The following is an 18,639-nucleotide window of genomic DNA, read 5'->3' on the forward strand; positions in this document are numbered from 1 at the left end:
ACCGGGAAGGACACCGAGCGCACGATCCGGGGTCCTCCGCTCGTGAGCGTAAGGAAAACCCGTGCACTCCCCCGGGCGCCACGCCGAGGCGGCGTGTTACATCTGTGACAGGTGTGACTCGCGTCGATCTGCAGGTTCCCCAAGGTATGCAGAGAAATCTGCGCTCCCCCATGGTTGTACGCCGTGGGAGGCGCGGGGTTTCCTACATCCCTTGGGGAACCTGCAGCACGCGCGTCAGAGGCTCGGGAACCAGAGCGCGATCTCGCGCTGGGCGGACACCGGCGAGTCCGAGCCGTGCACCAGGTTCTCGCGGTTGGAGAGCGAGAGATCGCCGCGGATCGTGCCCGGGGCGGCCTTGCGGCCGTCGGTGGCGCCGTTGATCGCGCGCACCACGTCGACCGCCTCGTCGCCCTCGAGGACGAGCGAGACCAGCGGACCGCTGGTCACGAAGTCGCGGAGCGGCGGGTAGAAGTCCTTCTCGACGTGCTCGGCGTAGTGCGCGTCGGCCAGCGCGGCGTCGATGGTCCGGTGCTCCATGGCGACGATGGCGAGGCCCTTGGCCTCGAACCGCGAGAGCACCTCGCCGACGAGGCCGCGGCGGACCGCGTCGGGCTTGATCAGGACCAGCGTGCGTTGGGTCACGGCGGTGACCTTAGTAGGTCGCGGCCCACCGGGGTCAGATGACCCGTTTCCCTCGGCGCATCCGGCGTCGCATGTCGGCGATCACCAGGTGGGCGTGCAGGTGGCGGAGCCGGCGGGGCACCATCCGGTAGAGCGGCGGGAACACCTTCCAGAACAGGTCGTAGAGCCGCTGCTCGCGGCGCGACCACGGCAGCGCCAGCACCTCGCGGGTGCGCGGGTCGAGGTTGCCGCGGGTCATCAGGCTCTGCAGCGGGATCGAGAGCCGGGTCGCGAGCGGCGCACCGTCGGTGCTCAGCAGCTGCTTAGCGTAGCCCTGGACCGCGGGGTCGGGCTCGAGCCGCAGCAGGGACTCCTCGCAGTAGCGGTCGAACTCGGCGCGCGTGGCCGGCCACATGTCGGGCTTCACCTGCAGCGCCGTGCCGAAGACCTGCCCGAAGCGGTAGTACTCCTCGCGGTCCTCCGGGCTGAGCGGGCCGAAGATCTTCTCGTAGAGGAAGTCGCCGGTGTAGATCAGCGTCGCCGCCACCCACAGCTGGAGCTCGGGGTCGAAGGCACTGTAGCGGCCCTCCGAGCGCACCGGCACGTGCGCCCGGTTGACCAGGCGGGCGATCGCGCGCTTCTCCTCCTCGGTGCCGATCGCCATCACGTAGACGTAGGTCAGCGTCGTGCGGAGCCGGTCGATCGGCCGCGACAGCGTGGTGCTGTGCTCGGCGACACCGAGGCCGACGCCCTTCATCGCCAGCTGCAGCATCACCGCCGATCCGGCGCCGAGCAGCAACGCCTGCTCGCAGGCGATCTCGGCGATCTCCGGCCGGACGGGCCCGGGCTGGGCCAGGTCGGGCGGCTCGGGGCGGGTGGTCTCGGTGGTCATGCTCACCTCCGGCGGAGCGATCGGGCGATGACGGCGTTGGCGGAGCGCTGGAACGCGCTGACGATCGCCTCGATGGTCAGGCGGCGCAGGTCGGCGACGGTGGACTCGAGGTGCTCGGCGTCGTCGAGCGAGAAGTGCGGCGACCTGCGGATCGGCTCGACGACCTCGTCGTGCAGGATCTCGGTGAGCTCCTCGGCCAGCGCGGTCATGTGCCGCGACATGGCCTCCCCGGCCTTGCGCATGCCCGACACGGGCACGTCGAGGTCCAGCAGCTGTACGGCGACCTCGAACCCGTGCACGGGGGTGAACCGCTCGGACTTCCCGGAGCCGGTGCGCCGCAGCATCCCGAGCTCCTCGATGACCGCGACCTCCTCGTCGGTGAGCCGGCGGTCGGCGTACTTCTCCAGCTGGCGGCGGCTCAGGTCGCCCGGCCCCGCGATGGTCCAGGAGGTGAGCATCGCCCGCTGGACCGCGAGGTCCTCGACGTCGGCGTCCGCGGGCACCGACGCGAGGTAGCGCTCGATCGCCTGCAGCGTGAAGCCGTGGTCCTGCAGCGCACGGATCATCTGCAGCCGGGCCAGGTGACCCTGGTCGTACCACGCCATCCGGCCCCGCTTGGCGGGCGGCGGCAGCAGCCCGAGGCTCGCGTAGTAGCGGGTGGTCCGCGTGGTGAGGCCGGCCGCGGCGGAGAGCTGGTCGACGGTCAGCCACTCCTCGCCGGACGGCGACTGGTCGGCACTGAGGTCCGCCGCGGTGCTCATGACTGTCACAGTACAACTGTCATTCCCAACTCACAACCGCGGCCCGCGACCCGCAATTCAGGCGTGGATGCCGTCCGGATCGCGGATTCGCGCGCCGAAGAGGTTGACGAGCGTCATCGGCGCGTGGACAGTACGAGTGTCACAGTAGAACTGTCACAGAGGGGACGAAGATGTCGGCTGGATCGGCGAGCGGCTCGCGCGCTGCGCTCGCCGTCGTCCGGGGCCCGCTGGCCGAGGTCACCGGCATGGTCCGGTTCGCCCGGCAGGTCCTCTCGGCGCTGGTCACGTCGCTGGTGCGGCGCCGGTTCTCCCTCGCGGAGACCGTCCTGCAGACCTGGTTCACCATCCGCGTCTGCACCCTGCCGGCGCTCGCGGTCTCCGTGCCGTTCGGGATCATCCTGGCGCTGCAGGTCGGCGTGCTCGCCCAGGAGGTGGGCGCGGTCGCGTTCACCGGAGCGGGCAACACGCTGGCCGTCGTCCGCCAGGCGTCGCCGCTGATCACCGCGCTGATGCTCTCCGGCGTCGCGGGCTCGGCGATCTGCGCGGACCTCGGCTCGCGGCGGATCCGCGAGGAGATCGACGCGATCGAGGTGATGGGCCTGCCCGTCCTCGAGCGGCTGGTGGTCCCGCGAACCGTCGCACTCGTCGTGGTCTCCGTGCTGCTCAACGGCGTGGTCATGTTCTTCACGATCATCACCACGCTGCTGGTGAGCGTGGTGCTGCAGGACCTCCCACCCGGGAGCTACCTCGCCTCCGTGACCACCCTGGCCCAGCTGTCCGACCTCGCGCTGTCGCTGGTGAAGGCCGGTGTCTTCGCCGTCATCTGCGGGATCGTCGCGTCCTACAAGGGGCTCGGCGCAGGCCGCGGGCCGCAGGGCGTCGGTGAGGCGGTGACCAGCGCGGTCGTCACCAACTTCGTCCTGCTGTTCGCCGCCAACTTCGTCATCTCGCAGGTCTACAGCAACTTCGCCGGAGGGCCGATCGGATGAGCTCACGGGTGCCGGACCCCGTCGAGGTCGTGGACGGAGTCGTCGTCGAGCCGCTCGCCGGCATCGGCGCGCAGCTCGTCCACGCGTGGCAGGTCGCCGCCGGCCTGCCGCTCGCCGTCACCCGCTACCGGCACGAGGTCGGCCGGGTGCTCGCCGAGGTCACCCTCGGCAGCGGGCTGTTCCTCGTGGGCGGCGGCGTGGTCGGCGTGGTGCTGCTGCTGTCGACGCTGACGGGCACCGAGGTGGGCCTCGAGGGCTACCAGGGCCTCGACGTGATCGGGCTGGCGCCGCTGACCGGCTTCATCTCCGGCTACGCCAACACCCGCGAGCTCGCGCCGATGGTCGCCGCGCTGGGGTTCGCGGCTCGGATCGGGTGCGGCTTCACCTCCCGGCTGGGGGCCATGCGTATCAGCGAGGAGATCGACGCGCTCGAGGCGATGGCGATCCGCCCGATCCCCTACCTGGTCAGCACCCGGCTGGTGGCCTCCTGGATCGTGGTGCTCCCGCTCTACCTGCTCGGGCTGGTCGGCACCTACGTCGCCACCGACTTCATGGTGACGACCTTCTACGGCCAGTCGGCGGGCACCTACGACCACTACTTCCGCACGTTCGTGGCGCCGGTCGACGTCGTCTACTCGGCGATCAAGGTCGTCGTGCTCACCACGGTCGTGACCCTGATCCACTGCTACCACGGGTTCACCGCCAGCGGCGGTCCCGAGGGCGTGGGTGTCGCGACCGGCCGCGCGATCCGCGCGAGCATCATCTCGCTGACCGTGATCGACATCCTGCTCACGCTCACCCTCTGGGGCGCCGACCAGCAGGTCCAGATCTCCGGGTGAGCCGATGACCGAGGTCCTCTTCCAGCACTCGCGGCTCGAGCCGCGGGTGCTGCGGCTCCGGCTGGCCGTCGGCGGGTTCTGCGGCGTCCTCGCGCTCGGGCTGGTGACGACCGTGCTCGGCCTGCAGACCCTCGGCGTGCTCAGCGGCGACGTCCGCCTCACCGTCAACCTGCCCACCGTCGGCGACACCCTCGGCATCAACTCCGACGTGAAGTACGCCGGCCTGCGCATCGGCCGCGTCGTCTCCGTCGACCCCAAGCACCTGGTCGCCGAGGTGCTGGTCGACCCCGACCAGGCCGCGATGGTCCCCTCCGACGTCCGCGCGCGGGTGCTGCCGTCCACCCTCTTCGGCAACGAGTACGTCGACCTGGTGTCGGCGCGGCCGGACAGCGACCACCTCGCGGACGGCGACGTCGTACCGGCCGACACCTCGCACCGCACCCTGCGGCTGATGGCGACGTTCTCGGCCACGCAGCACCTGCTCGCCTCCATCGACCCGTCGCAGTGGGACACGGCGCTGACCCAGCTCGCCGACGCCCTCGACGGACGCGGCGCGAAGATCGCCGACCTGATGGCCGACGGCGACGCGTTCCTCGCCCGGTGGGAGCGGGTGCACCCGCAGGTCCGTCAGGACCTCGACCTGCTCGCCCAGGACTCGGACCTGTTCGCCGACGCCGAGCCGCAGCTGGTCTCGGCGATCCGGCACACCCGGCCGCTGGCACGGGTCCTCGTGCAGCACCAGGACGACACGAGCGCCCTGCTGGCGGACCTGCCCGAGCTGCTCGACGGTCGCGACGGCTTCACGTCGTTCCTGCTCGAGCACGGCGATGCGGCAGCGCAGCTGCTCGACGCCACTGCGGCGAACCTCCAGGTCTTCGCCGAGCGCCACGACGCGTTCTCCTCCCTCCTCGCCAAGGTGCCGACGCTGCTGCGCAACGGCGCCGACGTCGTTCGCAACGGCAAGATCCAGATGGAGGGCGTGCTGTCCACGCAGTTCCTGGACCCCTACGGGCCGCAGGACTGCCCGCGCTACGGCGACCTGCCCGGCCGGAGCTGCGGCCGATGAGCCGGCAGCTGAGCGAGCTCCGCCGGCACCCGGGCGCCGTGCTCGGCGTCGCCGGGTTCGTCGTCCTCGCGCTGGTGCTCACCGCGACCGTGGCCGGCACCCTCGCGCACGCGCGGCCGGCCGACGCGATCACCGTGACCGCGGTGTTCCGCGACGCGACCGGCCTGCGGGCGGGCGACGACGTACGGGTCGCCGGCGTGCGGGTCGGCCGTGTCGAGTCCGCCGAGGTCGGGACCGGCGACCGGCGCGGCCTCGCCGTCGTGACGATGAGCGTCGACCCGGACCAGCACCTCGGCGCCGATGCGACGGCGTCGATCGACTACCTCAACCTGATGGGCCAGCGGTACGTCGCCCTGTCCTCCCCGCGCGGCCGGGCGGACGGCCTGCTCGCCGACGGCGCGACCATCCCGCTGTCGCGCACCGACGCGGCGCTCGACCTGACCGCGCTCTTCAACGCGTTCCAGCCGGTCTTCGACCTGCTCCAGCCCGGCGACATCAACCAGCTGGCCGCCAACATCGTCCAGGTCCTGCAGGGCCAGGGCTCGACCCTGCGCGACCTGCTCCGGCAGACCGCCGAGCTCACCCACGGCATCACCGACCGCGACCAGGCGATCTCGGCCGTGGTCGACAACGTGAACCTGGTGCTCCGCACGACCGACGCCCACCGCCAGGAGATCGACCGGCTCGTCGACGGCCTCGACTCGCTGACGTCCGGGCTCGCCCAGGACCGCGACCGGATCGCGACCAGCCTGCAGGGCATCGCCCGGCTGAGCAGGACGACCGCCGACCTGGTCGACAGCACCGGCCGGCAGCTGATCGACGTGAGCCGGCTCAGCCAGCCGTGGTTCGGCTACCTCGCCGGCCGGCTGCCGCAGCTCACCGCGACCGGCCGTGCTCTGCCCGAGCAGCTCGACACCTACCTGCGGACCCTCGGCTACGGCAGCTACCTCAACGTCTACGTCTGCACGCTGGCCGGCCAGATGAAGGGCTTCCCCTACAAGCTCGACCTCGGCGTCACCGGCAACCACCACTCCAGGAGGTGCCGCTGATGGCCACCCTCGGAGGCGTGTGGAGCCGGCTCGGACTGCCGCTGCGGATCGTGCTCGGCCTCGTGCTGGCCGGCCTGGTCGTCGGCGGCCTGCAGATCCTCCGTGGTGCGCCGGTCTACCACGCGCGCCTGCACCACGCCGCGGGCCTCGAGTCCGGCGACGACGTACGCCTCGCCGGGCTCAAGGTCGGGGAGGTCAGCTCGGTGACGGCCGACCGCGACGAGGTCGACGTGGCCTTCACCCTCGAGCAGTCGCCCGAGGAACTCGGGGTCACCGACGACAGCAGCGTCGAGGTGAAGCTGCTCTCGATCCTCGGCGACCGGTTCCTCGCGTTGTCGGTCGGCTCGGGGAACGCACTCGCCGACGGCGGCACGATCGGCATCCAGCACGCCGTCGACACCTACACGATGGAGCGGTTCTGGCTGGACTCCACGCCGCAGGTGCGCAAGCTCGACATGCCCGGCATCGAGCGAGCCATCGACGTGCTGTCCACCGACGCCAAGGTCTCCCCCGACGACCTGCGGGACGCGCTCGACGGCATCACCGGCGTCTCCCGGGTGGTCCAGGACCGCGAGCAGCAGCTCGACGACCTGCTCTCCTCCACCCACCAGGTGACCCGGCTGGTCCTCGACCAGACCGACCAGCTCGACCGCGTGCTCGCCAACGGGACCCTCGCGCTGCGGATGGTGCAGCAGCAGCGGCGCACGCTGGCCGCGCTGCTGCGCGACACCCACCGCTTCGTCGTCGGCCTGACGGCCGTCGTCAAGGAGTCCGCGCCGCGGCTCGCGCCGGCGCTGACCGACCTGCGCTCGGTGCTGCAGGTGCTGCGGGAGCACCGCGCCGATCTCGACCGGACGCTGCGGCTCGCGGGCCCCACCATGCGGGTCTTCACCAACGCCACCGGTGACGGTCCGTGGCTGGGCGTCAACGCGCCCTACGCCATCGTCCCCGACGACCTGGTCTGCTCCCTCACCCCGGAGGACTGCAAGTGAGCCGCCGGAACCTGGTGCTCGCCGCGGGCGGCATCGTCGTGCTCGTCCTGATCCTTCAAGGCTCGCGGATGGCCGGCTGGCTCGGCGGCACCGACGACGGCGCGATGGTCGTCACCGCCGACTTCGCGGACACCACCGGCCTCTACGTCGGCAACGACGTCACCTACCTCGGCGTGCACATCGGCGAGGTCACCGAGGTCCAGCCGCAGGGCACCACGATGCGCGTGGTCATGCACCTCGACCCCGGCACCGAGCTGCCGCGCGACGCCGGTGCGGAGATCCTGCAGGGTTCGCTGGTGACGGACCGGTACGTCGAGCTGGGGCCGGCCTACGAGGGCGGACCCACCCTGCAGACCGGGGCGCACATCGACGCCTCCCACACCCGCGCCCCCGCCACGATCGACGAGATCGCGACGGCCGTCGACAACCTGGTCCGGGCGCTCGACGCCGGGCTCGGCAAGAACGCGGGCGGCAAGAACCTCGGGCAGCTGCTGGCGACCACCGCCGACGCGCTGGACGGCAACGGCGGCCACCTGCGGCAGGCCCTCTCCGAGGGTCGGGACGCACTCGCCGTGATCAACTCCAAGGACGAGTCCCTGACCACGGTCACCGACGACCTGGTGGAGCTCGTCGACGTGCTCGCGCAGCGCGACCGGACGATCCGCCGCTTCACCGCAGCCGCGGCGACGACCACCGGCGTGCTGTCCGACCAGCGCGACGAGCTCACGGCGACGCTCACCACGCTCGACGACCTGGTGCGGCGTACCGACGCCTTCCTCCGGGCGCACGGCGGCGCGCTGAGCGACGACCTGACCGCGCTGTCCCAGGTCGTCGACCAGGTCCGCGCCCACCAGGCGTCGCTGGCCGAGGCGTTCGACGTGATGCCGACGATGGCGGAGAACTTCGCGCGCGCCTACGACTGGCGGCTCGGCCGGCTGCGGGTGCAGTTCGCGTTCAGCGCCGGGCCGTTCTCGGCCGCCTTCCGCAGCCACGTCTGCCAGGTCTTCGCGGCCGCCCTCACCGGGCCGGCCGGCGCCGGGGTGTGCACGGCACTGTTCAACGAGCAGGGCACCGGCATCCTCGACGGGATCCTGGACGGCGTCTTCAACAGCATCCCGGGAGGCATCCCGTGATCCGCGGAGCACGCCGAGCGCTCGCCGCCGTGGCGCTCGTGGCGGGGCTGGGCGGCGCGGCCGGATGCGGCCTGAGCCTGGAGGACGTGCCGCTGCCGGACCTGGTGAGCGGGCCGACCTACACCATCACCGCCGAGTTCACCGACGCGCTCAACCTGCCGGTGGACGCGCCGGTCAAGCTCGACGGCTCCACCGTGGGCCAGGTCGCCTCGGTGACGGCCGCGGACGGGCTCGCCGACGTCGAGCTCGAGCTGTCGACGTCGGTGCGGCTGCGCTCGACGTCGCGTGCGGAGATCCGCCTGACCTCACCGATGGGGACCGCGTTCGTGCAGCTGCTGCCCGGCCGGGGCGGGGACGTCCTCGCCGAGGGCGACACGCTGCCGGTCGCGGAGACCTCGACCGCGCCGGACGTGAGCGACCTGCTCAGCGCGCTCTCCACGGTCGTGACCGGCGGCAGCTTCGGTGACATCTCGACGATCATCAAGCAGCTCAACGTCGCGCTGACCGGCAACGCCGGTGACGCGCGGCAGCTGCTGCACCGGCTCGACAGCGCGGTCTCGGGCCTGGTCGCGGACCTGCCGCGCGTCGACCGCCTGACCCGCTCCCTCGGCCGGCTCACCAGCCGGCTCCGGGGCGACCTGCCCGTCATCACCGGATCGCTGGGCGACCTCACCGACCTGGTCCGTTCGCTCAGCAACCAGCGGGCGAAGCTGGTCGACGCGATGGAGTCGCTGAACCGGTTCGACTCGGTCGCGACGCCGTTCACGCGGGCCGTTCGCGACGACCTCGTGGCGCAGCTCGACGACATGCGCCCGGTCCTGCAGACGCTGCTGGACAACCGGCGCAACATCGACGGCGTGATGGCCGGGCTGGTCGCGTTCGCCAAGGGCAGCAACCAGGCCGCGCCGGGAGACTACGCCAACTTCGACCTCACCTTCCTGCTCGACCCCGACGCCCTGCAGGGCGGCCAGCACGGCGGTCAGCCGCCGCTCCCCACGCCGGCACCCGACGGGAGGGGGTCGCGATGACGTCGCCGACCGAGGTCGCCCGGTCCGTGACCAGCGACGCCGCCGACCGCGCCGCTGCCGGCTCGCAGCTCTGGCGCCGCCGGACCCGGCTCGCCCAGGCCCTCGTCCTGGTGATCATGGTCGGCGGCCTCGTCTACGTCGCCGACACCGTCGTCGGCGGCACCCTGTTCAGCGACCCCACGACCGTCACCGTCGAGCTGCCGCAGGCGGCCGGGCTGCACGACGGCTCCGTCGTGACCTACCGCGGCCAGCGGATCGGGGAGGTGACCGACGTGCGCCTGGCCGACGAGCCGCAGGTGCGCGCGGTCGCCGTGCTCCAGATCGACGCTGACGTCGACGTCCCCCGCGACAGCGTGTTCGAGGTCAGCGACCTCTCCGCGGTCGGCGAGCAGTACCTCGACGTCCGACCCCGAACCGACAGGGGGCCGTTCCTCGCCGACGGAGACACCATCCCGGTCGACGACACGACCGTGCCGCTGAGCGTGCCCGAGGTGCTCGCCGACGCGCAGTCGCTGATGCGGCACCTCGACGTCGACGACGTGCAGACGATCGCGCGCGAGACGGCGACGATCTTCGGCAGCGGCGACGGGCACGTCGACCTGCGGTCGCTCGCCATCGAGCTCGAGTCGGGCTTCGCCATGCTCCGGCGGCTCGAGCCGAAGCTCACTCACCTCGTCGTCCGCGGCGCGACGCCGCTCACCACCGCGCAGGACCTCGGCCCGCAGGTCCGGCGGATCTCGCGGGACCTCGACGCCGTCACCGCGGCGCTGGCGACCGCCACCCCGGACGTACGACGGACCGTGGTCGCCGCGACCGACCTGCTCCCCCGCCTCAGCCGCTGGTGGCACCGGTCGTCGCCCGCGGTCCGCCGGCTGCTCGCCGGCGGCGGTCCCCTGACGGACATGGCGGCCCGGCACCTGCGCGGTCTCCAGCACTGGCTCGACTGGGTGCCGCTGCAGGCCGACGTGATGGCCGGCAGCACGCGGGACGGCAGTGGACGGGTGCTGCTGGTGCCGCGCATCCTGAAGAACTGCGTCTACTCGCCCGACCACCGTCGCGACATCCAGGACCTGAGCCACCGGACGCCGTACACCGACGTCCACTGCGTCAACCCGCCGCCCGGCACCCAGGTGCGCGGGTCGGCGAGCGTGCCCCACCAGTAACCACCGAGAGGACCCCGATGAGCCCGAGCAGCACCGACACCCTCGCCGAGCGGAACGAGATCGAGCAGCGGATCGCCGGGCTGACCCTGCCCGCAGCGTTCGCCACGATCGTCGACGAGCAGGGGGACCGGCCGGCGTACTCCGACAAGGTCGGGATCGACCTCTCCGGCGGCTACGCACCGGGCTGGCGGACGCTGTCCTGGCGCGAGACGCGCGACCGGGCGCTCGACGTCGCGGGAGCGCTGCTCGAGGCCGGTGTCGCCCCGCGCGACCGGGTCGCGATCATGGCGGGCAACCGGATCGAGCACGTGCTCGCCGACCTCGGCGCGGTGCACGCGGCGGCGGTCACGATGTCGGTCTACAACACGCTGTCGCCGGACCAGGTCGCCTACGTCGCCGACCACGCGCAGCCGACGGTCGTCGTGCTGGAGACCGCCGACCACCTCGCCCGGTGGGAGCGCGCGCTCGCCGAGACCCCGTCGATCCGCAGGGTCGTCCTCGTCGACGTCCCCGCACCGGAGGACGACGACCGGTTCGTGACCTGGGAGGAGCTCGTCGCGGCCGGGGCGGCGTGGCGGGCGGACCACGCGAGCGACCTCATCGAGCGCGCCGCGGCGATCAAGCCCGAGGACCCGCTGACGATCCTCTACACGTCGGGCACCACCGGCAGCCCGAAGGGCGTGGTCCTCAGCCACCACTCGGTGCTCTACGAGTGCTTCTGCTCGCTCGACGTCGCCGGCGTGGAGGGCGACAACGAGACGATCTCCTACCTGCCGTTCGCGCACATCGCCGAGCGCAGCCTCGGCATGTACATCCCCCAGACGCACGGCGCCCACGTCCACCTGATCGCGGATCCGGCGCTCCTGCTCGGCGCGCTCGGCGAGGTGCGGCCGACGCGGTTCTTCGGCGTACCGCGGGTGTGGGAGAAGATCCGCACCGGCGTCGCGGCGAAGCTGGCCGCGGAGGCCGACCCGGAGAAGCGGGCGCAGGTCGAGCAGGCGATGGCGGTCGGCCTGGAGTACGTCGAGGCGCAGGAGTACGGCGCCACACCCTCCCCGGAGCTGACGGCGCGCTACGAGGCCGTGGACGGGGCGCTGCTCGGCTTCCTCCGCGCGCTGCTCGGCCTCGACCGGTGCGAGTGGGCCGCGTCCGCGGCCGCGCCGATGCCGCTGGAGGTCGCGCGGTTCTTCGCGGGGCTCGGCATGCGGATCTACGACGTCTACGGCATGACCGAGACCTGCGCCGCGGTGACCGCGTGCGGTCCCGACCAGTTCCGGCTCGGGACGGTCGGCCGCGCGCTGCCCGGCATCGAGATCCGGATCGCCGAGGACGGCGAGATCCTCGCCCGTGGGCCGGTGACCTCGGACGGCTACTACCGCCAGGAGGAGGCGACCCGGCAGCTGATCGACGAGGACGGCTGGGTGCACACCGGCGACATCGGCGAGCTGGACGACGACGGCTTCCTCAAGGTGGTGGACCGGAAGAAGGAGATGATCATCACCAGCTCCGGCAAGAACATCGCGCCCTCCAACGTCGAGAACCTGCTGAAGGAGAGCCCGATCGTCGGCCACGCGCTGGTGTTCGGCGAGGCCCGTCCCTACGTCGTCGCGGTGCTGACGCTCGACCCGGAGATCGCGCCGGTCGTCGCCGATCGGCTCGGCGTCGGGTCCGCCGACCTGGCCGAGCTCGCACAGCACCCCGCGTTCCTCGACATGGCGCAGCAGGCCGTCGACGCCGCGAACGCCCGGCTGTCGCGGCCCGAGCAGGTCAAGGCGTGGGAGCTGCTCCCGGTCGAGTGGACCGCGGAGTCGGAGGAGCTGACTCCGACCCTGAAGCTCAAGCGCCGCGTCGTGCACGCGAAGTACGCCGACGTGCTCGACCGCCTCTACGCGCGATGACCGCGACCGCCACCCCGCCGGTGACCCTGCCCGCGGAGCCGCTCGGCCCGGGCGGGATCGTCTGGTACGCCGCCGGCGACCAGCGCGCGCTGCTGCTCGCCGTACGGCTCCTGCTGCACCAGGTCGCGCACCCGATGGTGGGCGCGGGCGTCGAGCAGCAGTCGGTCTACAAGACCGATCCCTACGGCCGGCTCTGGCGCACGACGCAGTCCGTGGTCCGCAGCGTCTACGGCGGCCGCGCCGCTGCCGAGGAGGGACAGCGGCTGCTGCGGATGCACGCCTCGATCCGAGGCACCGACGCGCAGGGTCGCAGCTACCACGCGCTGAACCCGCAGGCCTATGCGTGGGTGCACTGGACCGCCTACGAGGGCACCCGGCTGTTCCTGCGCGACTTCGGACCCGGTCTGACCGACGAGCAGGACCAGCAGCTGTTCGAGGAATGGCAGCGGCTGGGGTTGCTGATCGGCGTACGGCCCGACCAGCTGCCGGAGACCCGCGAGGAGTTCTGGGCGGGCTGGCGCGAGCAGCTGCCGAGGCTCGAGAACAACCCGGTGGTGCAGGACATCCTGTACGCCGCCCCGCGGGCGCCGCGCTGGCTGCCGGTGCCGCGGCGGTGGGCCGACGCCGCGCTGCAGCGGCTCGCCTCGCCGATGCTGGCGCTGCAGCGCGACGTGATCGCGGCGACGCTCGACCCGGACTTCCGCGCGCGGATCGGGCTGCCTGCGCCGTCGCGGCGTACCCGGCGCCGCGTCGCGGGACTACGCCTCGTCTCGCGGCTCGGCAACGGGCTGCCCGAGCCGGTGCGGCTGGCGCCGCTCGCCCTGCTGCGCGGCCGGCGCACCCGCCGCGACGGAACCACCCGCCCCGAACCCGTTCCCTACCCCTGATCCCCGAAGAACACGAGGAACCGCTCCGATGACCAGCACCGTCGCTCCCTCCACCGTCCGCCCGTCCTGGGTGACCGACCAGCGCCTCGACGGGTGGCGACGCTGGGTCTTCCGCGACCCCGGCCGCGCCGGCGACAGCGCCACGACGAGCGCCCTCTCGCCGTACGACCTCCAGCCGATCGCCGATGTCCCGGCTAGCAGTGCCGACGACGTCGCCGCGGCGGTCGCGAGCGCCCGGAACGCCCAGCGCGCCTGGGCGCTGGTGCCGTACGGCGCCCGCGCGGACGTCGTGCTGCGCTTCCACGACCTGCTGGTGGAGCGGCAGGACGAGGTGCTCGACCTGATCCAGTGGGAGATGGGCAAGGCGCGGTTCAGCGCGTGGCAGGAGATCCTCCAGGTCGGAAACATCGCGCGGCACTACGCGCGGCACGGCCGCAGCTACCTCACGCCCCACCGGGTCCGCGGCGCGATGCCCGGCCTCACCAAGGTCCGCGAGGTGCGGGTGCCGAAGGGCGTGATCGGGATGATCTCGCCCTGGAACTACCCGCTCTACCTCGCCGTCGGCGACGTCATCCCCGCACTGCTCGCCGGCAACGGCGTGGTCAGCAAGGCCGACTCGCAGACGCCGCTGACCCTGCTGTGGACGCGCGCGCTCATGGCCGAGGCCGGGCTCCCGACCGAGCTGTGGCACATCGTCGTCGGTTCCGGCTCGGTGGTGGGCGAGGCGCTGATCGGGCCGCAGGACCCGACCGCCGACGGCGTCGACCACATCTGCTTCACCGGCTCGACCGCCACCGGCCGCCGGGTCGGCCGTCGCGCCGGTGAGCGGCTGATCGCCGCCTCGCTCGAGCTCGGCGGCAAGAACCCGCTGGTCGTCCGCGCCGACGCCGACGTGGAGAAGGCCGCCGCCGGCTGCGTCGCCGCCGCGTTCGGCAACACCGGCCAGATGTGCATCCACATCGAGCGGGTGATCGTGCACGAGGACGTCTACGACGCCTTCCGCGACGCGCTCGTCGCGGCGACGAAGGCGCTGACCGTCGGCCAGACCTTCGACTACTCCGTCGACGTCGGCTCGCTCGCCTCTCCCGCCCAGCTGGAGACGGTCGCCCGGCACGTCGACGAGGCCGCCGCCGGTGGCGCCACCGTGCTGGCCGGCGGCCGCGCCCGGCCCGACCTGGGTCCGCTGGTCTACGAGCCGACCGTGCTCGAGGGCGTCACGGCCGCGATGCCGGTCTGCCTCGAGGAGACCTTCGGCCCGGTCGTGTCCCTCTACCGCGTCGGCACCGACCGGGAGGCGATCGAGAAGGCCAACGAGGGCCGGTACGGCCTCTCCGCGAGCATCTGGTCGCGCGACACCGCCACCGCCGAGCAGCTCGCCCAGCGGATCCGCGCGGGCTCGGTCAACGTCAACGACGGCGCCGCCGCGGCCGCCGGTTCGATCGAGGCCGGGATGGGCGGCATGGGCGACAGCGGCCTCGGCCGCCGTCACGGCGCCGAGGGCATCCGCAAGTACACCGAGTCGCAGACCGTCGCCACCCAGCGCCTGGTCCCCCTCGGCCCTCCGCCGAACCTGCCCGTCGAGAAGTTCGTGGGCATGGGGAACGGCCAGCTCAAGCTCCTCAAGGCCCTTCGCCTGCGGTAGCCGGCTGTCGCCGGTGGTTGAGGTGCGAGGCGCCCCAGCGCCGAGCCTGCGCCGGTGGTTGAGGTGCGAGGCTCGACTTCAGGCGGCCGCGGCGTCGACCTCGGCGGCCAGGGCGGGGGCGAGGTCGCCGCGGGGGGCGACGACGACGTCGTCGAGGTCGAGCCAGTCGGCGAGGCGGCGCAGCTCGAGGGCGAGCTCGCCGGCGGTCTCGGGGGTGGCGCACGGCTCGGCGTACGCGGCTTGCACGAGCAGGCTCCGGGTGGCGCGGTCGGCCTTGAGGTCGACGCGGCCGACGAGCCGGTCGCCCAGCAGGAACGGCAGCACGTAGTAGCCGTGCACCCGCTTCGCGACAGGCGTGTAGATCTCGATCCGGTAGAAGAAGTCGTAGAGCGCCTCGGTCCGCGCCCGCTCCCACACCACCGGGTCGAACGGGCTCAGCACGGCGCGCGCGCCGATCCGGCGCGGGAGGCGCGCGTCCCGGTGCAGGTAGGCCGGCCGCTTCCAGCCCTCGACCGTGACGGGGATCAGCTCCCCCTCCTCCACGAGTACGTCGACCGCGGCCTGCGCGTCGACGAGGAGCGACAGCCGGTAGTAGTCGCGGAGGTCGTGGACCGTGGCGACGCCGTGGCTGCGCGCCGCCCGCCTGATCAGCTCGAGCTCGGCCTCGGCCTTCGTCGGCGTCGGCCGGGCGAGCACCTCGGGCGGGATCACCCGCTCGGGGAGGTCGTAGAGCACCTCGAACTGGGTGTTGCGGCCGGCGATCGCAAGCTCGCCGGTCATGTAGAGGAAGTCGAGCGCGATCCGCGCCTGCGACCAGTTCCAGCCCCAGAACTTCTGCCCCGACCGGGGCGCCCCCGTGTCGAGCTCGCGGGCGGTCGAGGCCCCGCGATCGCGGATCTCCGCGATCAGCCCGTCGTGCATGTCGGTGGGGACCTCCTTCCACCACTTGTACTGCCGCTGCCGGTAGTGGTCCATCCGGTGCCGCATCAGCGGCCAGAGGTCGACGGGCATCAGCGCCTGGACGTGCGCCCAGTACTCCACGAGCCGCCGGGGGCGCCCCTCGGTCGCGCGCCGCAGCAGGTCGGTGTCGTAGGGACCCATCCGCGAGTAGAGCGGCATGTAGTGCGCCCGCTGCAGCACGTTGACCGAGTCGACCTGCAGCACGCCGGTGCGCCCCAAGGTCCGCTGCAGCGTCCGCATCGTCGGCATCGCGTGCGGCGGGTCGAGGAACCCCTGGGCGGCGAGCGCGACCCGGCGCGCCTGCGCCAACGACAACGACTCCACGGCTCCGACCCTAGAGGCGGCCACGGACAGCGGCCGGCATCACGCCGAGCGCCAGGTGTACCGGTGCTCCGGGCGCCCGGTCGTGCCGTAGCGCAGGCTGAGCTCGACCCGCCCCGACCGCGCCAGGTCGGACAGGTAGCGCTGCGCGGTCGCCCGGGAGACCCCCGTCGCCTCGGCGACGTCGGCGGCGGTCAGCGCCTCCGTCGCCGCCACCAGCGCCTCGCGGATCGCGTCGGCGGTCACGGCCGACCGGCCCTTCGGCAGCGCCGACGCGGGGGCGTCGCCCTCGTGCAGCGCGGCCATCGCACCGTCCAGCGTGCGCTGCTCGACCGGACCGGCGCCGTCCAGCGCCGACCAGAACCGTGCGAACGCGGCGAGCCGGGCGGCGAGCACCGGCGGCTTGAACGGCTTCAGCACGACGTTCACGGCACCGGCCGCGAGCGCACGGCGTACGGCGGCGACGTCGTCCGCCGCGGTCACCATCAGGACCGCGGCATCCAGCCGCCGGATCAGCGCCGAGCCGCGCTCGTCGGGCAGGTACTCGTCGAGCAGCACCAGGTCGGGACGGTGCTCGGCCGCCGCAGCGAGCGCGTCGGCACCGGTGTGCGCCAGGCCGACCACCTCGAGGCCCGCCACCCTCGCGACGATCTCGGCGTGCAACCGGGCCACCCGGAAGTCGTCGTCGACCACCAGCACCCGGATCGGACCGGTCACCGTGCCACCTCCTCGTCGGTGCGGTGCAGGGCACCACGCAGCCGTGCCTCGAACACCGCGCCGTGCTCCGCCGGCGGCGGGCCGCCCGGGTCGAGCAGCACGACGTCGCCGCCGAACGCCCGCGCGGTGTGCCGGGCCAGGCTCAACCCGATCCCGTGGTCCGGCGAGTCGTCCTCGCGGGTGGTGAAGCCGTGGTCGAACAGCGTCTCCAGCGACCCCGTCGGTATGCCGTCGCCGCTGTCGACCACGTGCACCACCAGGTCGGTGCCGTCGGACGCCAGGGTCACGGTCACCGTCGCCGGACGCCGGCCGCCGAGGGCCGCGGCGCGGACCGCGTTGTCGAGCAGGTTCCCGATCACGGTGATGGTGTCCAGCGGCCGGGTGAGCGATCCGTCGACGTACGTAGCCTCGTCCACCACCAGGCGCACCGCGGCCTCCGATGCCGCCGCGGACTTCGCGGCGAGCAGGCCGGCGAGGTAGGCGTCGTCCAGGCCGGGCAGCCAGGTGCGCTCGGTGGACAGCTCGTCCAGGTAGGCCTCCGCCTCGTCCAGCCGGCCGAGGTGCAGCATCCCTTGCAGGGCGTGCAGCCGGTTGCTGTGCTCGTGTGCCTGGGCCCGCAGCGCGTCGGTCAGCGCCCGGGTCGCCTCGAGCTCGCGCGCCAGCGTGTCCAGGTCGGACCGGTCGCGCAGGATCAGCACCTGACCGAGGTCGCGGCCCTCACGACGTACGACGAGCCGCGTCGCCAGCACCGCCTTGTCGCCGAGCAGCCGCAGCGCCCCCGTCGGCGCCGGCTCCTGCTCCATCAGGTCGATGACGACGGGATCGACCTCGTCCGGGTCCAGCGGCGCACCGCGCGGCGGGATCGTCCCGAGCAGCTGCTCGGACTGCGGGTTCGTGACGGTCACCCGGCCCTCGTTGTCGACGCCGATGATGCCGTCGCGCACACCGCGCAGCACCGCCTCGTGCTCGCGCAGCAGGTCGGCCATCTGCTCGGGCTGGAGGCCGAGCGTGCTGCGTCGCAGCCGCCGACCCACGACCCACGCGCCGAGCAGGCCGAGCGCGAGGGTCGCCAGCGCGACCCCGGCGAGCGTGGTCGCGAGCTGGCGGGTGTCGGAGTCGATCCGGTTCATGTCGATGCCGACGCTCACCTCGCCCACGACGTCACCGTCGGGGTCGCGCAGCGGCACCTTGCCGCGCGCCGACAGCCCGAGCGTGCCCTTCTCCACCGTCGTCACCTCGTGGCCCGCGAGCGCCTCCTCCGGGCTGGTGCTCACCTGCTCCCCGATCCGGTCCGGGTCGGGATGGCTGTACCGGATCCCCCGGTCGTCGGTGACCACGACGTAGAGCGCACCGGTCGCCCGCCGTACTCGCTCCGCCTCGGCCTCCACGGGGCCGTCCACCGTCGGCGAGCCGACGGTCACGTCCCGCGCGAACAGCGGGTCCTCCGACACCGAACGCGCGATCGCGAGCGCGCGCTGCTCGTACTGCGTGGTGAGGTCGCGTCGCAGCAGCACGACGGCCGCCACGGTGCACAGCAGCACGACCACGCTGAGCAGCACCGAGGTGACCGCGATCGTCCGCGTGACGAGCTCCGGACGGCGCCACGACGTGCTGGAACCGCGCCGAGAAGCCATCTGAGCAGAATGCACACAACGCGGCTTGTGCGCAATGCCGCCGCAAC

General features: G+C 72.7%; 17 protein-coding genes. 11 read left to right on the plus strand and 6 right to left on the minus strand.

Features of this window, described 5'->3' with window-relative positions; genetic code table 11:
- Positions 1 to 234 precede the first annotated feature (234 nt).
- From ndk to ABD709_RS04165, 3 genes are read right to left on the minus strand one after another with little or no spacing between them, the layout of a single operon-like run.
- A complete protein-coding gene (gene ndk / locus ABD709_RS04155; RefSeq protein ID WP_344772584.1) occupies positions 235 to 642 on the minus strand; it encodes a nucleoside-diphosphate kinase in 408 nt (135 codons plus the stop codon).
- Positions 643 to 676: 34 nt separating this feature from the next.
- The gene (locus ABD709_RS04160; protein WP_344772586.1) at positions 677 to 1,513 is read right to left on the minus strand and encodes an oxygenase MpaB family protein; all 837 of its coding nucleotides are present in this window, start codon (positions 1,511 to 1,513) and stop codon (positions 677 to 679) included.
- 2 nt (positions 1,514 to 1,515) lie between these two features.
- Complete coding sequence (locus ABD709_RS04165; RefSeq protein ID WP_344772588.1) at positions 1,516 to 2,274, minus strand: MerR family transcriptional regulator; 759 nt, start codon at positions 2,272 to 2,274, stop codon at positions 1,516 to 1,518.
- Between the two features lie 170 nt (positions 2,275 to 2,444).
- On the opposite strand from ABD709_RS04165, the gene ABD709_RS04170 reads away from it, so the two are divergent.
- From ABD709_RS04170 to ABD709_RS04220, 11 genes are read left to right on the plus strand one after another with little or no spacing between them, the layout of a single operon-like run.
- Positions 2,445 to 3,263 (plus strand): MlaE family ABC transporter permease, encoded by an 819-nt coding sequence (locus tag ABD709_RS04170; protein WP_344772590.1) that lies wholly within the window; start codon positions 2,445 to 2,447, stop codon positions 3,261 to 3,263.
- Positions 3,260 to 4,102, plus strand: coding sequence for an ABC transporter permease (locus ABD709_RS04175; RefSeq protein WP_344772592.1), 843 nt, complete (start codon positions 3,260 to 3,262; stop codon positions 4,100 to 4,102). Before ABD709_RS04170 ends, ABD709_RS04175 begins: the two co-directional genes overlap by 4 nt.
- A 4-nt stretch (positions 4,103 to 4,106) precedes the next feature.
- On the plus strand, positions 4,107 to 5,168 hold the full coding sequence (locus ABD709_RS04180) for an MCE family protein (protein WP_344772594.1): 1,062 nt from the start codon (positions 4,107 to 4,109) through the stop codon (positions 5,166 to 5,168).
- A complete protein-coding gene (locus ABD709_RS04185) occupies positions 5,165 to 6,217 on the plus strand; it encodes an MCE family protein (protein WP_344772596.1) in 1,053 nt (350 codons plus the stop codon). The genes ABD709_RS04180 and ABD709_RS04185 overlap by 4 nt, the downstream gene beginning before the upstream one ends.
- Positions 6,217 to 7,209 carry an MlaD family protein gene (locus ABD709_RS04190; RefSeq protein ID WP_344772598.1) on the plus strand — a complete coding sequence of 331 codons (993 nt, stop codon included), beginning with the start codon at positions 6,217 to 6,219 and terminating at the stop codon, positions 7,207 to 7,209. The genes ABD709_RS04185 and ABD709_RS04190 overlap by 1 nt, the downstream gene beginning before the upstream one ends.
- Entirely contained in the window at positions 7,206 to 8,342 is a 1,137-nt protein-coding gene (locus ABD709_RS04195; protein ID WP_344772600.1) for an MCE family protein, read from the plus strand. Before ABD709_RS04190 ends, ABD709_RS04195 begins: the two co-directional genes overlap by 4 nt.
- Positions 8,339 to 9,370 (plus strand): MCE family protein, encoded by a 1,032-nt coding sequence (locus ABD709_RS04200; RefSeq protein WP_344772602.1) that lies wholly within the window; start codon positions 8,339 to 8,341, stop codon positions 9,368 to 9,370. The genes ABD709_RS04195 and ABD709_RS04200 overlap by 4 nt, the downstream gene beginning before the upstream one ends.
- Positions 9,367 to 10,533 carry an MlaD family protein gene (locus ABD709_RS04205; protein WP_344772604.1) on the plus strand — a complete coding sequence of 389 codons (1,167 nt, stop codon included), beginning with the start codon at positions 9,367 to 9,369 and terminating at the stop codon, positions 10,531 to 10,533. Before ABD709_RS04200 ends, ABD709_RS04205 begins: the two co-directional genes overlap by 4 nt.
- A gap of 17 nt (positions 10,534 to 10,550) precedes the next feature.
- Positions 10,551 to 12,431 carry an AMP-dependent synthetase/ligase gene (locus tag ABD709_RS04210; RefSeq protein WP_344772606.1) on the plus strand — a complete coding sequence of 627 codons (1,881 nt, stop codon included), beginning with the start codon at positions 10,551 to 10,553 and terminating at the stop codon, positions 12,429 to 12,431.
- On the plus strand, positions 12,428 to 13,318 hold the full coding sequence (locus tag ABD709_RS04215; protein WP_344772608.1) for an oxygenase MpaB family protein: 891 nt from the start codon (positions 12,428 to 12,430) through the stop codon (positions 13,316 to 13,318). Before ABD709_RS04210 ends, ABD709_RS04215 begins: the two co-directional genes overlap by 4 nt.
- 28 nt (positions 13,319 to 13,346) lie before the next feature.
- A complete protein-coding gene (locus tag ABD709_RS04220) occupies positions 13,347 to 14,960 on the plus strand; it encodes a succinic semialdehyde dehydrogenase (RefSeq protein ID WP_344772610.1) in 1,614 nt (537 codons plus the stop codon).
- Between the two features lie 78 nt (positions 14,961 to 15,038).
- On the opposite strand, the gene ABD709_RS04225 is transcribed toward ABD709_RS04220, so the two are convergent.
- The 3 genes from ABD709_RS04225 to ABD709_RS04235 are packed head-to-tail and all read right to left on the minus strand — an operon-like array spanning position 15,039 to position 18,592.
- Positions 15,039 to 16,244 carry a winged helix-turn-helix domain-containing protein gene (locus ABD709_RS04225; RefSeq protein WP_344772612.1) on the minus strand — a complete coding sequence of 402 codons (1,206 nt, stop codon included), beginning with the start codon at positions 16,242 to 16,244 and terminating at the stop codon, positions 15,039 to 15,041.
- A gap of 39 nt (positions 16,245 to 16,283) precedes the next feature.
- A complete protein-coding gene (locus ABD709_RS04230) occupies positions 16,284 to 16,958 on the minus strand; it encodes a response regulator (RefSeq protein WP_344772614.1) in 675 nt (224 codons plus the stop codon).
- Complete coding sequence (locus ABD709_RS04235; RefSeq protein WP_344772616.1) at positions 16,955 to 18,592, minus strand: sensor histidine kinase; 1,638 nt, start codon at positions 18,590 to 18,592, stop codon at positions 16,955 to 16,957. The genes ABD709_RS04230 and ABD709_RS04235 overlap by 4 nt, the downstream gene beginning before the upstream one ends.
- Between the last annotated feature and the right edge of the window lie 47 nt (positions 18,593 to 18,639).

This window comes from Nocardioides panacisoli, assembly GCF_039537325.1.
GTDB classification, from domain to species: Bacteria; Actinomycetota; Actinomycetes; order Propionibacteriales; family Nocardioidaceae; genus Nocardioides; species Nocardioides panacisoli.

What these genes read in the sequence shown, in the direction of transcription:
- ABD709_RS04170 (WP_344772590.1), top strand. Translation starts at nt 2,445, where the DNA reads ATGTCGGCTGGATCGGCGAGCGGCTCGCGCGCTGCGCTCGCCGTCGTC.
- ABD709_RS04165 (WP_344772588.1), bottom strand. Translation starts at nt 2,274, where the DNA reads ATGAGCACCGCGGCGGACCTCAGTGCCGACCAGTCGCCGTCCGGCGAG.
- ABD709_RS04180 (WP_344772594.1), top strand. Translation starts at nt 4,107, where the DNA reads ATGACCGAGGTCCTCTTCCAGCACTCGCGGCTCGAGCCGCGGGTGCTG.
- ABD709_RS04190 (WP_344772598.1), top strand. Translation starts at nt 6,217, where the DNA reads ATGGCCACCCTCGGAGGCGTGTGGAGCCGGCTCGGACTGCCGCTGCGG.
- ABD709_RS04220 (WP_344772610.1), top strand. Translation starts at nt 13,347, where the DNA reads ATGACCAGCACCGTCGCTCCCTCCACCGTCCGCCCGTCCTGGGTGACC.
- ABD709_RS04210 (WP_344772606.1), top strand. Translation starts at nt 10,551, where the DNA reads ATGAGCCCGAGCAGCACCGACACCCTCGCCGAGCGGAACGAGATCGAG.
- ABD709_RS04205 (WP_344772604.1), top strand. Translation starts at nt 9,367, where the DNA reads ATGACGTCGCCGACCGAGGTCGCCCGGTCCGTGACCAGCGACGCCGCC.
- ABD709_RS04185 (WP_344772596.1), top strand. Translation starts at nt 5,165, where the DNA reads ATGAGCCGGCAGCTGAGCGAGCTCCGCCGGCACCCGGGCGCCGTGCTC.
- ABD709_RS04235 (WP_344772616.1), bottom strand. Translation starts at nt 18,592, where the DNA reads ATGGCTTCTCGGCGCGGTTCCAGCACGTCGTGGCGCCGTCCGGAGCTC.
- ABD709_RS04215 (WP_344772608.1), top strand. Translation starts at nt 12,428, where the DNA reads ATGACCGCGACCGCCACCCCGCCGGTGACCCTGCCCGCGGAGCCGCTC.
- ABD709_RS04160 (WP_344772586.1), bottom strand. Translation starts at nt 1,513, where the DNA reads ATGACCACCGAGACCACCCGCCCCGAGCCGCCCGACCTGGCCCAGCCC.
- ABD709_RS04175 (WP_344772592.1), top strand. Translation starts at nt 3,260, where the DNA reads ATGAGCTCACGGGTGCCGGACCCCGTCGAGGTCGTGGACGGAGTCGTC.